Below are 15,361 nucleotides of genomic sequence, written 5' to 3'. Positions count from 1 at the left end.
TTTTTTGATAGATGCTTGATTATTCTATTCTTAATTGAATGTAAGATTTTTTGACTTCTTTTTCATTTTGCTGTCTGAATTTCAAACAATAGTTTGAAATTTCAGACAGCAAATACTTTTTTACATAAAAAAAACACACTCAATCCTCAGCAAAGGGACAAGTGTGTTTTAACCCGTAAATTTAATAGTTAGTTGTATCTGCTTCGATCCACTTCGTCGATTCTCTAAAAGAAACTCTCTTTCCCTCCCGTTGGGGCATGTCTGGATAACCAATATAAATAAACCCTAGCACCTCATCCCGTTCCCTTAATCCAAATAATTGTTTCATTTTTGCATGATAGGCAGGTTTTCCTGTACGCCAAATTGCGCCGAGTCCGAGAGCATGAGCAGCTAAAAGCATATTTTGAATGGCAGCGGTTACCGCCCCTGTCTCTTCGATAGCTATGACTTTTGGATTATTAGACGGAGTTACTGCTACTGTAATGATAACAGGTGCCCGAAACGGTTTTTCCTCCGTTTTTTTTAACTTCTCTTGATTTTCCTCTGTTGTTGGATCATCTATATCTTCTTTTGCAATTTCAGCCAATGTTCTGCCTAAAGGGCGTCTCCCCTCCCCAGTTAAGACAAAAAATTTCCAAGGTTCCGTATGATAATGATTGGGAGCCCAAGTAGCTGCTTCAAGTAATTTTTCAATTTTTTCTTTCTCGATTGGATCTGCTTTCACTTTGCCGATACTTCTTCTTTGGAAGATGGCTTCAAAAATATCCATGTTAGACCCGCCTTTCATTTATATACTTACGAATGTAAATAGAATAAAGCTTAAATCGCATCAGAGACTTCATATTTCTTTAATTTATCATAGAGGACAGAACGACTGATGCCAAGTAATTTACATGCTTTGCTTTTGTTTCCATCAGCCTGCTTTAATGCCGCTCTAATGGCCATTTCTTCAGCTCTTTCCAATAATGGCTTTTCCATCCCGCTCTCATCTTCTTCTAAAAATAAATTGAAGCCGATCTTCTTCAATAAATTATCCGGCAAATCTTCAACATGGATCATTCCATTATCAGCAAATATCATGGCCCGTTCACATACATTTCTTAGTTCACGCACATTTCCCGGCCAATCATGCTCTAGCAAAGCTTGTTCTGCCAGCGGATCCCACCCCGTGATACTCGTGCCATTTTGTTTATTTAATTCTTCCATAAAGGACTTGCATAATAATAAAATATCCCCTTTTCTTTTGCGTAATGGAGGGATTTCAAAAGAAATGACATTGAGTCGATAAAAAAGGTCTTCCCTAAATTCTCCTTTTTCCACCATTTCTTCTAAATTTCTGTTGGTAGCCGCAATAATACGAATATCGACGGTGATTCTTTCCGTACCGCCTACACGATAAAACTCCCTTTCTTGCAGCACCCGGAGTAATTTTGCCTGCAGCTGCAGCGACATATCTCCGATTTCATCGAGAAAAAGCGTACCGCCGTTGGCCATATCAAATTTCCCGCTTTTCCCTTTCTGTTTCGCTCCGGTAAAGGCTCCCTCTTCATAGCCGAAAAATTCCGACTCCAATAAATGCTCCGGGATGGCCGCACAATTGACGGTGATGAAAGGGGCATTTTCTCGATTGCTAGAGCTGTGAATCGCATGGGCGAAAAGCTCCTTACCCGTCCCGCTTTCACCGCGAATCAGGATCGTCGTTTTTCCTTTCGCCGCCTTCATGCCGCTTTTAAACAATTTTTCCATCTGTGGATCTTTGGATAGTATTTCATCAAAGGAAAAACGCGAAGATTCCGCGGGTTTTTTCGCCGGGATATTTCCCATTTCCTTTCTCTCATATCGTTTAAAGGTTTCCCGCACCTCATGCAGCTGTCTGTAGACAATTTTCCCAATCGCCCCAATAATTTGCTCGTCTTGATAAACTGGAATCCGATAGACAAGATAATTGATCCCTTTAATCTCCATAAAATCACTGATATCTGCTACCCCTGTTTTCAACACTTTCGTTAATTCGAACTGAGGAAAAATCTCTTCTATTGGAATATCTGCTGTTTGATTATGCTGCAGTTCAAACAATTCCAGAAGTGAGGGGCTGGTAAAGGTAATCTTTCCCACTGCGTTAATCATTACTAACCCATCATAGGAATGATCAATCACGGTTTGCAGCAAACTCTTTAAAGTTTTTATCGTTGCCAGCTCTTGTGCCATATTTTCAAGTTCGGAAATATTTTGAAATAAGGCGATCAATCCTTGTTTTCCATTGGTCATATTGAATTTCGACAAGCGAATCATAAAGGTTTGGGAACCAATCTTTTCTTGAAAATGAACTTCGTTGACTCCCACTGGTATAATCCAATCGGGAAAAACATCTATTACCTTCTTATTTAAAAGAGTGCTTTCAGGAACACCAATCATCTTCTCTAAATTGTCATTGATAAAAATAATCCTTTGAGCATCATCAGCCATAAAGGCGCCTAAATTGGAATTTTGCAGGATCCTTTCTAATTGTTCCTTTAGCATTCTTGTTTTTTGCAGAAAACTTTTCACAGCGGCAGACTTTGAGATCAGACCAATGGGAACCCCTTCATCATTGACGACAAAACCGGTTCCAACTTCACTTACGGCAATATACTCTTCCAACTGTTCAACCGTTGTATGATTAGAAATTGTGCCAATATCTTTTTTGACATAGTTTCCAATTGGTGTATCCATGCTTTCATGGGATAGGAGCATCTGAAAAAGGATACTCCTCGTAAACACGCCTACTAGTTTGTTGGCTGAGTTTACGACCGGCAATGTATTCCATTTATATTCGTTCATATAAACGATTGTCTCTAGTAAAGTATGCTCAGATGTGAGACATTTATCAACCGGCGTCATATAATTTTTAAGCGTTTCTATCTTACATTCCCCCTTTCAACAGATTGTTTCTATCCATTACAGCCGTACCTATGAATTGTCTGGAAAAAATACACTTATGAAAAGAAAATGTCCGTATATATGATGATAGCAAGGCAGGAATCTATGAAACCTTGCTCTATCAAGCTATTTTGCTTTTGGCATGTTTTTTGCATATAAAAGGGTATGCAAATGAAATGTGATGGAGGTTACGATATGTTAGAGCAAAAAATACTGGTATCAGCCCAAGCTGAAACCGATATAAACTGGCCAGCATTAGAAGTATATATTCGAACTCATATCAAAAATTTGGACTCGTCTCCTATGGTCGTCAAGCAATTTTCAGAAGGCTATTCCAATTTAACCTTTCTCATTCAAATAGGGGACTGGGAAGCGGTCATGAGAAGACCGCCATTCGGGAAAATCCCGCCCAAAGCTCATGATGTGGAAAGAGAATTTCGCTTGCTGGAAAAAATAAACCCCGTTTTTCCATATGCTCCAAAACCTTACCTCTACCATAAAGACCTTGAGATTATGGATAAGCATTTTTATCTGATGGAAAAGAAAACGGGAATTGTTTTAGATGATACGATCCCGCAAGACTATGATGAAATCCCTATACTCCGTGAGCTTATTTCTGAGTCAACCGTTGACACATTGGTTCAATTGCATGAAATTGACTACAAAAAAGCAGGTTTAGCGAATCTTGGCCGCCCGGAAGGATACCTGGAAAGACAAGTTCACGGATGGTTTAAACGCTATCAAAATAGCAAAACAGATGAATTGGTGCTTTATGATGATATTGAAAAATGGATCTTAGCCCATATCCCTGATTCGCCAAGTCCTACTATCATCCATAATGATTTCAAATTAAATAATATGATGTTTTCGCTAACAGACCCAGGCAAACCTATTGCTGTCTTTGACTGGGAACTCTCGGCAATTGGGGATCCGCTGACGGACCTCGCCTCCGCAGTCGCCTATTGGAAGGATGAACAGGATCCGTTCACAGGGATTAATTCTGTTACCTCATTAGGCGGGTTCTATACAAGACAGGAATTTCTGAAACGATACGCGCAAAAAAGCAACCGAGATCTTTCCAATTTTAATTTTTATCTGGCATTTGCCTATTTCAAAATTGCTGCCATTCTCCAGCAAATTTATTACCGCTGGGAAATGGGCTATCTGCTTGATGACCGTTTTAGCGATTTACACGAAGGCATAAAAAATCTATTGCTTTTATCACATGATGTGATCCATGTAAGAAAGTGAGACAGAAGATATCATGGTAAAAATTCATGTATTAACTCAAAAAGAAATGATTAATCCATTAAAAATAAAAAATTGTACCGCCGTCATTTTTGATGTTTTATTAGCAACTACAACCATTACAACCTTGTTTCAATATGGAGCGAAAAAAATTATCCCTGTATTAAATGTAGAGGAAGCATTGGAAGTAAGTCAAGAATTATCTGAATATTCATATATTTTATGCGGAGAAAAGAAGGGTTTAAAGGTTGAGAATTTTCTTTATCCTTGTCCGTTAGAATTAAAAAAGAAGAATATCCTCGATAAAACGATCATTTTATCTACCACAAATGGAACGGTAGCCTTAAACCATTCCTTTCCAGCTTCCTTTATTTACGCGTCTTGTTTCTTAAACAATCATTATATGGCTGATCATCTTTTGCAAAATCATTCCGAGAAAACGATTCTGCTTGTCTGTGCCGGAAATCATGGGAATTTTTCGATGGAAGATTTTCTCGGCACCGGACATTTGATTCAAGAGTTTTATCGAAATGCTGGAGATGAAGAAAACATCCATTTATCTGATTCGGGAGCAGCGGCCTATCATTTTTACAGACAGCTTCACGAAAAACAAATGATGAATTATTTCTTAACCTCACAAACAGGTAAACTACTAACCTCTTTAGGTTACCGAGATTCTATTTATCATGCCTTTCAGCGCGACATGTATGAGGTGATTCCAATCTTAAGGAAAGGGAAATATCCCTATTTGGAAAACCTGCAGATAGCTGAAAAGACACCAGTCTATTGAAACTGGTGTCTTTTCAATTTTTTCTAACTAAAGAGAACCCTTTAATTAGAAAATAACCTTGGTACTAAATTTATCCAAGGAAAATCAACCTAATGAAGAAATCCATTAAAGATTGACCCCTATGTGGTGCTCATCTATCCTTCCCTCTTATTAATTCCCGTAGGACTCACTTAAATTGAGGAGCACGTTTTTCATAAAAGGCCTGAATTCCCTCGGCAAAATCTTCCGACTGCATCAAATGTGCCTGAATCATATTTTCCTGTTCTAACACAGCATCCCAGCTTAACTGGACGCCATGGTTCAGCATCTTTTTGACGTATTGATTGCTTAGCTGCGGCCCATTTACAATAAACTGGGCGAATTCAATCGCTTCCTGAAGGACATCCACTTCAGTGATCCGGTTCACGATCCCTAAAGCTTTGCCTTCTTCAGCTGTCATGATTTTTCCCGATAAGATCCATTCCTTCGCTAAGTTTACAGGTATCCGTTCGCTCATGAGCTTCATTAACCCCAAGTCAGGGATGACGCCGACATTAACAAAACTTAAACCAAACTTGGCTGACTTGTGGGCGACAATAAAATCGGAAGCAAGCGCCAAGCTATAGCCCGCTCCTGCGGCAAATCCATGGACAGCAGAAACGACATATTTATCCAGGTTCAGAATGGTTTTCGTTAAAGCTGAAGTTTTTCGCATATACTCCAGCTTGTCATTTGCCTGTGTTAAATTTTTCATCGTCTCTAAATCTCCGCCGGCACAAAAACCTTTGCCTTCGCCCGATACAATAATGACCTTCACCTTTTCGTCTTTCCCTAGCCTTTCTAAGTTATGAGTAAAGGATTCAACTAAATCACTCGATAATGAATTAAGTTTCTCCGGGCGGTTTAAGCGAATAAATCCCATTCCATTTTCAATCTTTACTAATGTTGCTTCATTCATGTACTCCACCTGCTTTTAATATTGATGAAATCCTTTGCCTGTCTTCCTGCCTAAATGTCCGGCACGTACCAGCTTTTTCAATAATGGAGCTGGACGGTATTTGCTGTCAGATGTTTCATTATATAGTGTTTCGATAACAAACAATAAAGTGTCTAAGCCAATCAGATCGGCGAGTGCCAGCGGTCCGATCGGGTGGTTGGCGCCCAATTTCATGCCTTCATCAATGTCCTCAGCACTGGCCGTTCCCTCCGCAAGAACAAAAATGGCTTCATTGATCATCGGAACCAAAATTCGATTCACGGCAAATAATGGCGCATCCTGTACCGTGATTCCTTTTTTGCCAAACTTCTCAGCCAAACGTTTCGCCGCTTCATAGGTTTCAGCGGATGTTTCCTGTCCGCGGACAATCTCAACCAACTCCATGACGGGTACCGGATTGAAAAAATGCATGCCAATCACTTGAGCTGGACGGCTTGTACAATTTCCGAGTTCCGTAATACTCAGACCGGATGTATTGGAAGCGATAATCGCATCCGGCTTGCACAGCGTATCCAGCTGTTGGAGCAATGACTTTTTGCTTTCCATGTTTTCAATGATCGCCTCTATGACGATATCCGCCTGTGAAAGATCATCAATCTGAGTCGTTCCGGCAATGCGGGCAAATGTTGCTTCAGCTTCTTCCTTTGGAATTTTTCCTTTTTCCACAGACCGGTTTAGATTGTGTTGAATAGTATTTAGCCCTCTTTGTAAAAAGCTCTCCTGGACATCCTGCAGGATCACTTGGAATCCAGCCGCCGCCGCTGTCTGCGCAATTCCATTTCCCATCGTACCCGCACCGATGACGCCAATTATTTTCACCATTCCATAACCCTCCCTTAGTATTTTCGTTTTACAGCGCCTCCACAATCATAGCCGCTGCCGGCCCGCCGCCGGCACAAAGAGAAGCACAGCCATAACGCGAACCGCGGCGCTGCATTTCATGGATTAACGTGACCAAAAGTCTTGCCCCTGTACAGCCAACAGGATGGCCCAATGAAATACCGGAACCGTTGGCATTCACTTTCTCCATTGGGAGCTTTAGTTCACGGTTTACCGCCAAAAATTGTGAAGCAAAAGCCTCATTAATTTCCCAATAATCAATTTCATCCATGTGCAAGCCGGCAAATGTTAATGCTTTTTGAACTGCCGGTACTACCCCAATTCCCATTACCTTCGGATCGACCGAAGCGGAGGCAGAAGCCACAATTCTCGCTAATGGCTTTAGTCCCAGCTCTTCCGCCTTTTCCTTTGCCATGAGGATGACAGCAGCTGCGCCGTCACTCAGCGTGGAGGCGTTCCCGGCCGTGACTGTTCCGTCTTTTTTAAAGGCTGGGCGTAACTTGCCCAATGCTTCAATACTTGTATTCGGATTTGGATGTTCATCCGTATCAATGATTTCCGCAGCCCTTTTCGACTTCACTTCAACAGGGGCAATTTCTCCTTTGAATTTTTCATTGCGAATGGCTTCGCATGCTCTTTGGTGACTAAGGAGGGAGAGTTCATCCTGTTCTTCGCGGCTGATGTTATACTCTTCGGCAAGAGTTTCTGCCGTAACACCCATGTGATATCCATTGAAAGCATCGACCAGCGCATCATTCAAGAGGGAGTCAACAACACTGTTATCCCCCATCTTATAGCCGCTCCGCGCTTTCAGTAACAGGTAAGGCACATTTGTCATACTTTCATAGCCGACTGCTGCTCCGATATCAATCTTACCCAGCATGATATTTTGTGAAATGATCTCGACTGCACGTAATGAGGAAGGACATTGCTGATTAATCGTTGAAGCGACCGTTTCTACCGAACACCCTGCCCCTAATGCCACTTGGCGAGCGGTATTTCCTTTACACCCGGCCTGATAGATATGACCTCCTGCCACTTCTTCTATTTGCTTCGCATCCATCCCGGCTGCGTCGATAGCTGCTTTAAGGGCTTGGATTCCTAAATCAACGGCTGATAAATCTTTAAACGCTCCGAAATAGTCACCAATCGGTGTTCTTTTCCCACTTACAATGACAACTTCACGCATCGTATTTTCCTCCATTTATTAAGAATATTTGTCTATCAAACTCTTAAATGTGCGATCTCATTTCCCAAAGAAGCAGCTAGTCTGCCTGTCAAGGATTTAACCAGCCCGCAAAACGGGCTGGCATATTCAAGATTGGGAGATTTTAGGGAAACAGGAGAACCATCCCCGCGTTTACATATTTCTTCGGTATTGGCCTCCTACTTCATATAAAGCAGCGGTGATTTGTCCGAGGGATGCGACTTTTACACATTCCATCAGTTCCGCAAACAGATTGCCATTTTGCCGTGCCACTTCTTTTAATTGCTGAAGGGCACGCGGACAGTCGTTTTTGTTTCTTGACCAGAATTCGTGCAGATGGCGAATTTGTGTTTCTTTTTCTTCCGTTGTCGAACGTGCCAGCTCAATCTCAAAAGCATTTTCATTTTGATTTGGATTAATGAAGGTATTGACCCCAATAATCGGCTGTTCCCCTGAATGTTTCTTATGCTCATAATAAAGCGACTCTTCCTGGATTTTCCCGCGCTGGTATTGGGTTTCCATCGCACCTAACACACCGCCGCGATCATGGATACGCTGAAATTCCTGCAATACCGCTTCTTCCACTAGATCGGTCAGCTCATCAATAATAAAAGAACCTTGTAAAGGGTTTTCATTTTTCACGATCCCTAATTCCTTATTGATGATCATTTGAATCGCCATTGCCCTGCGTACCGAATTTTCTGTTGGTGTCGTTATCGCCTCATCAAAGGCATTCGTATGCAAGGAATTGCAGTTATCATAAATGGCCATCAAGGCCTGCAGGGTAGTACGGATATCATTGAAATCCATTTCTTGCGCATGGAGAGAACGTCCCGATGTCTGGATATGATATTTAAGCTTTTGGCTTCGATCATTGCCGCCGTATTTATTTTTCATCACCGTTGCCCAAATCCGTCTCGCCACACGACCCATGACGGTATATTCCGGGTCTAATCCATTGCTGAAAAAGTAAGACAGATTTGGGGCAAAGTCGTCAATATGCATGCCGCGGCTTAAGTAATATTCGACAAATGTAAAGCCATTCGCCAGAGTAAAAGCCAATTGGGAAATCGGATTCGCTCCCGCTTCGGCAATATGGTAGCCGCTGATACTAACAGAATAGTAGTTCCGTACTTTATGGTCAATAAAATACTGCTGAATATCCCCCATCAGCTTTAGGGCAAACTCGGTTGAGAAAATGCATGTATTCTGACCTTGGTCTTCTTTTAAAATATCCGCTTGGACCGTTCCGCGAACCGTTTGCAGCGTCCATTCCTTGATTTGTAAAAATTCTGCTTCATTTGGCTGCCTTCCATTTTGCTGTGCAAATTTTGCAACCTGCTGTTCAATGGCCGTATTCATGTACATCGCGAGGATGATTGGCGCCGGTCCATTAATGGTCATCGAGACACTTGTAGACGGGTGGCAAAGATCAAAACCCTGATACAGTTTTTTCATATCATCGAGGGTGCAAACATTGACACCGCTGTTGCCAATTTTCCCATAAATGTCAGGGCGGTAATCCGGATCCTGCCCGTAAAGGGTGACACTGTCAAAGGCAGTGGATAATCGTTTCGCCTCATCATTTTGACAGAGAAAGTGGAATCTTCTGTTGGTACGATCCGGAGTGCCTTCCCCGGCGAATTGACGTTTCGGATCTTCATTGGTCCGTTTAAACGGAAATACTCCTGCCGTATAGGGAAAATAGCCGGGAAGGTTTTCCTTTAAAAGCCAGCGCAGAATTTCCCCTTGATCTTCGAACTTCGGTACGCTTACTCTTGGAATTCTATTTCCAGATAATGATTCCGTATACAATTCCGTGACAGTCTCTTTATCGCGAACTTTTGTCACTAATTGTTTTTGCTGATAAGATTCGCGGACTTTTGGCCATTCTTCCACCAATCTTTTACATTCCGGATGAATTTTGATTTCAAAATAAGCGATCATTTCATCGAGCTTTGCCGAGAAAAGTTCAGTTTCTTCCTTTGACATCCAGTTCCCGCTGTTTTGTTTCATTAATGCCTTTGTACCCTTTAGCTGATACCATTTGCGCACAAGATGGACCTGCTCCTCCGAGAACTTTCGATACTGGTAAACCGTTTGCACGATTTCCCCTAAATAAGCGGTACGGTCTGGAGGAATAATTAAGTTTTGCTTTGTGACTTTCTGGATTTCGCTGTCATAATTCGTTGACCAGCTGCTTCCTGTCTTATGCTCCACCATTTTCATTAAATTGGCAAAAAGCACGTTCGTTCCCGGATCATTAAATTGGCTGGCAATCGTGCCAAAAACAGGTGTTCGCTCATCGCTCATATTCCATAAATCACGGCTGCGCTTATATTGCTTCCGTACATCACGTAAAGCATCCTCTGAGCCGCGGCGTTCAAATTTGTTGATGACGATTAGGTCAGCGAAGTCAATCATGTCGATTTTCTCAAGCTGCGTGGCCGCACCAAATTCACTCGTCATCACATACATGGCTAGATCACAAATGTTCACGATTTCAGAATCTCCTTGCCCAATGCCGCTCGTTTCGACAATGACAAAATCATACCCTGCTGCTTTGACAATATTGACAGCGTCCTTCGTGGCATGACTTAATTCCGTCTTCGACGCGCGAGTCGCCAAACTACGCATATAGACGCGCGGATTGTTGATCGCATTCATGCGGATACGGTCACCTAATAGTGCCCCTCCTGTCTTCATCTTCGATGGATCAATGGAAATAATCGCGATCGATCTCTCCGGAAATTGTTCCAAGTAACGGCGCACCAATTCATCGGTCAATGAACTTTTTCCCGCTCCTCCTGTGCCGGTAATCCCTAACACCGGTACTTTCGGGGCGTTTACAAGCATCGGTTCTAAAGCAGCCGAAACCAATTCCTTACTATCCATTTTCAAGTGATTTTCTTCTGCCAGTGTAATTAATTTCGCAATGGAGCCCCAGTTGTTCTCGTTTAATTTGGCTATTTCTTGTTCGATCTGCTTGGGCGTAGGAGCGTCAGTTTCGCGAATCATATGGTTGATCATGCCCTGCAGCCCAAGCTCCCGCCCATCATCTGGTGAAAAGATTTTTGAAATCCCGTACTGATGCAATTCCTTCATTTCAGAAGGGACGATGACCCCGCCGCCGCCGGCAAAGATCTTAATGTGGCATGCATCTTTTTCCCGAAGTAAGTCGTACATATATTTCAGGTATTCAACATGACCGCCCTGATAAGAGCTGATTGCAATCCCTTGAACATCCTCCTGGATTGCAGCGTTTACCACTTCATCTACGGAGCGGTTATGACCTAAATGGATGACCTCTACACCTGAAGCCTGTAAAATCCGGCGCATAATATTAATCGCCGCATCATGTCCATCAAATAAAGCTGAGGCTGTGACAAAGCGAACTGGATAAGTCGGACGATAAATTTCTATTTCCATGTGTATCCCCTTTCTTGTTCTAATTAACAAAGTAAGCGCTTTAATTTTTAAAATATAAAAATAGTAAGAGGCTGGAAGTTCTTTATTTTAATAGTTTGATGATATAGTCACTGTATAATGAAACGATTTCGTCTTTTGCTAATCTGCCATTTTGTTTATACCATTGCTGGATCCAATTCAATCCGCCAAGGATAAACATCCTTGCCGTCGTGGCTTCCTTTGTTTGAAATTCGCCATTTCGTATTCCTCTTGAGATGATCTTGGCAAACAGCTGCTCATAGTTTTTCCATAGTTTTTGAACGAGCTCCAGCTGTTCCTGATTAAAGAACTGCTTTGATTCCATGATTAAGTTAAAGGTTTCTTTTTCCTCTATGGCGTACTCAATATGGATGGCCACCATTTTAGTGAGAATTTCGGCTGCTGTCCCTTCACTGTTTAGAATCTCTTCAAGATCTTTTATCGCCTGAAATACAACAAACTGATGGCATTGATACAAAAGATCACTTTTATTTTTAAAATAATAATATAAGGAACCCTTTGTCATGAATAGCTCTGCAGCGATTTCCTCCATCGTCGTCCCAGTGTATCCCCGCCGATTGATGATTTCGATGGCCGAAGTGAGAATTTGCTCTTTTTTTCTGATCAATTTTTTCTCTGACAGTTTTATCGTTATCACCTCCAAATACCAAGTAGCTGATTTTACAAAAAAACTTATCTGCAATTTTTCAAGTGAAGTGTATGTAAATAAGGAAGCATTGTGAGAAATAAATAAGATGAGGCGTAAAATAATTTTCTGATAATTCTCATAATTAAACTTTAACAGTTGTATTACCGGAAAGCAATATATTTTTGAATCCTGTTTAAATATTGAATGGCGTTTAAATTATATTTTTATTATGGGTTTTATGAAATATTACCTGATTGCGGGACTCTACGGAGCGTTTGTTGCTATTAACCATATAAACTTCTAAGATAGAATTAGAGCAGGAGGAGAAAATAATGGATAATCGTAAAGTTGGAGAGTTAATTTATCATTTGCGGAAGGAAAAAGGGCTGACACAGAAACAATTAGCAAATCAAATGAATATTTCTGATCGTACGATCTCGAAATGGGAGCGTGGATATGGCTGTCCCGATGTCACACTACTACCAAGTTTATCTTCCCTATTGGGAGTAAATATAGAAAATATTTTAGATGGTGAATTATTGTCGAATGATTTTATAGGAGGAAATATGAAAAAGTCAAATTATTACGTCTGTCCTTCATGTAATAATATTGCATTAGCAACTGGAGATATAACTATATCTTGCTGTGGAAGAAAGTTAAAACGATTAGAAGCAAAAAATGCCACTGAAGAAGAGAAGCTATCAATTACTGAAATTGATCATGAATGGTTTATTTCAAGCGAACATCCTATGACAAAAGATCATTATATTTCTTTTATTGCTTTTGCTACCGGTGATCAAGTCAAGATTATTAAACAGTATCCCGAATGGAGTTTACAAACACGGATCCCGAAACTGAAACATGGCAAATTACTATGGTATGATACTCAATTCGGTTTATATTATCAGCATTTTAGGAATTTTTAGTTAATTATTCATACGCGAGTTATGTTTGATTTAACGTCAGGAAGAGACGGATATACAACGATAACGGATACTAGAAAGCCCAGTTTGTCTGAAAATGAATAGAGAAATTGGGATTATTAAAGAGGACTATTAGCCAATATAGTGCCCCAATAGCTGGTTAAACTTGTCACGTTCTTCCCAGAAAGGCCATGACCGCTGTAATAAAACGGAACAAGCTGTGAATACCTGGTTCTACATGAACATAGTATCCCAAATCGATTCCCCCGTATAACTAGAATCACTTCAACAATAAGATACTCACTTAAGCAAACATAGGTGAACAGCCAAAAAAGAAAAGACCACGTAAGCAGTTCACGTGGTCTTTTTCACAAAACAGAATTCTATTTATGATTTCGAGTCATCAATATAAAGCGAGATACTGCTCCCTTTCCCAAGGATGGACGGAGATTCGAAATTGATCCCATTCCATTTCTTTTGCTTCGATAAAGTGGTCTAATAAGTGTTTTCCTAGTGCTGCTGTGATGATTTCATCCTGTTTTAAATTTTCCAAAGCTTGAGCTAATGTGGCCGGCAAGTCGACAATGCCATTTTCAACTCTTTCTTCCTTTGTCATGGCGTAAATATTGCGATCAACTGGTGCCGGCGGTGTTAATTGATTTCTAATCCCGTCAAGCCCTGCGGCGAGGAGAACAGCCATTGCTAAATAGGGATTGGCTGTCGGATCCACGCTGCGGACCTCTATGCGGGTACTTACCCCACGGGATGCAGGAATACGAATCAGCGGACTCCTATTTCTTGCCGACCAAGCAATATAGCATGGTGCTTCATATCCCGGAACTAGACGTTTGTAAGAATTGACAGTCGGATTGGTAATCGCTGTAAAACTTGGCGCATGCTTCATAATTCCGGCGATAAATTGTCTTGCCGTATCGCTTAGCTGCAAATCTCCTTTTTGATCAAAAAATGCATTTTTCCCCTCTTGAAACAAGGATAAGTTACAGTGCATTCCCGAACCATTCATGCCAAACAGCGGTTTTGCCATGAAAGTAGCGTGCAGGCCATGCTTGCGTGCAATCGTCTTTACCACCAGCTTGAACGTTTGAATATCATCACAGGCTTTCAAAGCATTCTGGTATTTAAAATCAATCTCATGTTGTCCTGGTGCCACTTCATGATGAGATGCCTCGATTTCAAAGCCCATTTCCTCCAGTTCTAACACAATATCACGGCGGCAGTTTTCCCCAAGATCCGTAGGGGCTAAATCAAAATATCCGCCTTGATCATTTAATTCAAGAGTAGGTTCTCCTTTTTCGTTTAATTTAAAAAGGAAAAATTCCGGTTCAGGGCCGACATTAAATTCTGAAAAGCCAAGTTCCTTCATTTCATGCAGCATTCTCTTTAGGTTGCTTCGCGGATCACCTTCAAATGGAGTTCCATCTGGATGGTAAATATCGCAAACGAAACGGGCCACTTTCCCTTTTTCTACTGTCCATGGGAAAATGACAAAGGTATTCAAATCAGGATATAAATACATATCCGATTCCTCAATTCGTACAAAGCCTTCAATCGATGAACCATCGAACATCATTTTATTATCCAACGCCTTCTCTAACTGGCTCACCGGGATTTCCACATTTTTTATCTGGCCGAATAAATCGGTAAATTGTAAACGAATAAAACGAACATTTTCCTGTTTCACTACTTTTAAAATTTGTTCTCTTGAATACGACATTATTTTGCCTCCCCTTGATCAAATTCGCCTCGGCGAATTTGTGCCCGATTTTTTCACGCTTCAAAGCGCCACATCCTGTCCGTCGTCGAGCTCGCTCAAAAAATTTCCTTTGAAAAATGAATATTCTATACAAACTACCTATAAAGATGGAGTGTGATTTCATTGATTTATATTCCGTCGCTTTCAATCTAAATAATATCATCTTCATTTTAAATTAATCTATTTTTGATATCATTTAGGTTTTAATCACCTTCCTTAGTTGCTCTAAATCACAGTAACGCCCTGAAATTCGTTGAATTAGTGTAAAAAAATGTATACATCGTCACCTTCCACTTCAACCCGGAAGGTTTTCACACAGCCATTATCCGGCTTCTGAACCAATCCATCTACGACACTAATTTTCCAGTCATGCATCGGACAAAAAACATGGTCCCCGCAGACGATCCCTTCTGCTAAAACGCCGCTTTTGTGCGGGCAGCGATTTTCGATTGCGCGAAATTCTCCGCATGCCAAATGAAACAGTGCTATTTCAATCGCGCCAATTTTAATTGTTTTGCCAATATTTTTGGGCATCTCACTTACTTTTGCCACCTTAACCCTTTGAATAATGGTTCTCATTACGTTTTC

The 15,361-nt window shown here is 41.1% G+C and carries 12 protein-coding genes; 3 read left to right on the top strand and 9 right to left on the bottom strand.

The features are described from left to right. Window positions 1–181: 181 nt before the first annotated feature. Window positions 182–769, bottom strand: coding sequence for a nitroreductase family protein (locus tag HNR53_RS15845; RefSeq protein WP_184527742.1), 588 nt, complete (start codon window positions 767–769; stop codon window positions 182–184). Window positions 770–819: 50 nt separating this feature from the next. Continuing rightward, the gene (locus tag HNR53_RS15840) at window positions 820–2,880 is read right to left on the bottom strand and encodes a sigma-54-dependent Fis family transcriptional regulator (RefSeq protein WP_221452357.1); all 2,061 of its coding nucleotides are present in this window, start codon (window positions 2,878–2,880) and stop codon (window positions 820–822) included. A 234-nt stretch (window positions 2,881–3,114) separates the two neighbouring features. On the opposite strand from HNR53_RS15840, the gene HNR53_RS15835 reads away from it, so the two are divergent. Continuing rightward, window positions 3,115–4,170, top strand: a complete 1,056-nt coding sequence (locus tag HNR53_RS15835) for a phosphotransferase family protein (RefSeq protein ID WP_184527740.1) — start codon at window positions 3,115–3,117, stop codon at window positions 4,168–4,170. 13 nt (window positions 4,171–4,183) lie between these two features. Then, complete coding sequence (locus HNR53_RS15830) at window positions 4,184–4,957, top strand: 2-phosphosulfolactate phosphatase (protein ID WP_184527737.1); 774 nt, start codon at window positions 4,184–4,186, stop codon at window positions 4,955–4,957. A 166-nt stretch (window positions 4,958–5,123) separates the two neighbouring features. Here HNR53_RS15830 and HNR53_RS15825 read toward each other — a convergent pair whose 3' ends face one another. From HNR53_RS15825 to HNR53_RS15805, 5 genes are all read right to left on the bottom strand, one after another. Beyond that, on the bottom strand, window positions 5,124–5,894 hold the full coding sequence (locus tag HNR53_RS15825; protein ID WP_184527736.1) for an enoyl-CoA hydratase/isomerase family protein: 771 nt from the start codon (window positions 5,892–5,894) through the stop codon (window positions 5,124–5,126). A gap of 15 nt (window positions 5,895–5,909) precedes the next feature. Next, window positions 5,910–6,755: a 3-hydroxybutyryl-CoA dehydrogenase gene (locus HNR53_RS15820; RefSeq protein ID WP_221452356.1), complete on the bottom strand. Its 846-nt coding sequence runs from the start codon at window positions 6,753–6,755 to the stop codon at window positions 5,910–5,912. Between the two features lie 28 nt (window positions 6,756–6,783). After that, window positions 6,784–7,962: a thiolase family protein gene (locus tag HNR53_RS15815; RefSeq protein WP_184527734.1), complete on the bottom strand. Its 1,179-nt coding sequence runs from the start codon at window positions 7,960–7,962 to the stop codon at window positions 6,784–6,786. A gap of 171 nt (window positions 7,963–8,133) precedes the next feature. Further along, entirely contained in the window at window positions 8,134–11,409 is a 3,276-nt protein-coding gene (gene icmF / locus HNR53_RS15810) for a fused isobutyryl-CoA mutase/GTPase IcmF (RefSeq protein ID WP_184527732.1), read from the bottom strand. Window positions 11,410–11,491: 82 nt separating this feature from the next. Beyond that, window positions 11,492–12,055 carry a TetR/AcrR family transcriptional regulator gene (locus tag HNR53_RS15805; RefSeq protein WP_184527730.1) on the bottom strand — a complete coding sequence of 188 codons (564 nt, stop codon included), beginning with the start codon at window positions 12,053–12,055 and terminating at the stop codon, window positions 11,492–11,494. 353 nt (window positions 12,056–12,408) lie between these two features. Between HNR53_RS15805 and HNR53_RS15800 the strand changes: the two genes are divergently transcribed. Beyond that, window positions 12,409–13,002 carry a helix-turn-helix domain-containing protein gene (locus HNR53_RS15800; protein ID WP_184527728.1) on the top strand — a complete coding sequence of 198 codons (594 nt, stop codon included), beginning with the start codon at window positions 12,409–12,411 and terminating at the stop codon, window positions 13,000–13,002. 400 nt (window positions 13,003–13,402) lie between these two features. Here the strand turns inward: HNR53_RS15800 and glnA are convergent, their stop codons facing one another. Both glnA and nirD read right to left on the bottom strand, forming a co-directional pair. Then, window positions 13,403–14,737: a type I glutamate--ammonia ligase gene (gene glnA, locus HNR53_RS15795; RefSeq protein ID WP_184527929.1), complete on the bottom strand. Its 1,335-nt coding sequence runs from the start codon at window positions 14,735–14,737 to the stop codon at window positions 13,403–13,405. 294 nt (window positions 14,738–15,031) lie between these two features. After that, window positions 15,032–15,352 carry a nitrite reductase small subunit NirD gene (gene nirD, locus HNR53_RS15790; RefSeq protein ID WP_184527726.1) on the bottom strand — a complete coding sequence of 107 codons (321 nt, stop codon included), beginning with the start codon at window positions 15,350–15,352 and terminating at the stop codon, window positions 15,032–15,034. Between the last annotated feature and the right edge of the window lie 9 nt (window positions 15,353–15,361).

It is taken from the genome of Bacillus benzoevorans (assembly GCF_014207535.1).
Classification (GTDB): Bacteria; Bacillota; Bacilli; order Bacillales; family Cytobacillaceae; genus Bacillus_BD; species Bacillus_BD benzoevorans.
The sequence above is the reverse complement of the archived record's forward strand: the minus strand, read 5'-3'. Positions and strand labels throughout refer to the sequence as shown.

Coding starts and splice junctions, on each gene's coding strand:
- HNR53_RS15845 (WP_184527742.1), bottom strand. CDS start 769: ATGGATATTTTTGAAGCCATCTTCCAAAGAAGAAGTATCGGCAAAGTG.
- HNR53_RS15840 (WP_221452357.1), bottom strand. CDS start 2,880: ATGACGCCGGTTGATAAATGTCTCACATCTGAGCATACTTTACTAGAG.
- HNR53_RS15835 (WP_184527740.1), top strand. CDS start 3,115: ATGTTAGAGCAAAAAATACTGGTATCAGCCCAAGCTGAAACCGATATA.
- HNR53_RS15830 (WP_184527737.1), top strand. CDS start 4,184: ATGGTAAAAATTCATGTATTAACTCAAAAAGAAATGATTAATCCATTA.
- HNR53_RS15825 (WP_184527736.1), bottom strand. CDS start 5,894: ATGAATGAAGCAACATTAGTAAAGATTGAAAATGGAATGGGATTTATT.
- HNR53_RS15820 (WP_221452356.1), bottom strand. CDS start 6,755: ATGGTGAAAATAATTGGCGTCATCGGTGCGGGTACGATGGGAAATGGA.
- HNR53_RS15815 (WP_184527734.1), bottom strand. CDS start 7,962: ATGCGTGAAGTTGTCATTGTAAGTGGGAAAAGAACACCGATTGGTGAC.
- icmF (WP_184527732.1), bottom strand. CDS start 11,409: ATGGAAATAGAAATTTATCGTCCGACTTATCCAGTTCGCTTTGTCACA.
- HNR53_RS15800 (WP_184527728.1), top strand. CDS start 12,409: ATGGATAATCGTAAAGTTGGAGAGTTAATTTATCATTTGCGGAAGGAA.
- nirD (WP_184527726.1), bottom strand. CDS start 15,352: ATGAGAACCATTATTCAAAGGGTTAAGGTGGCAAAAGTAAGTGAGATG.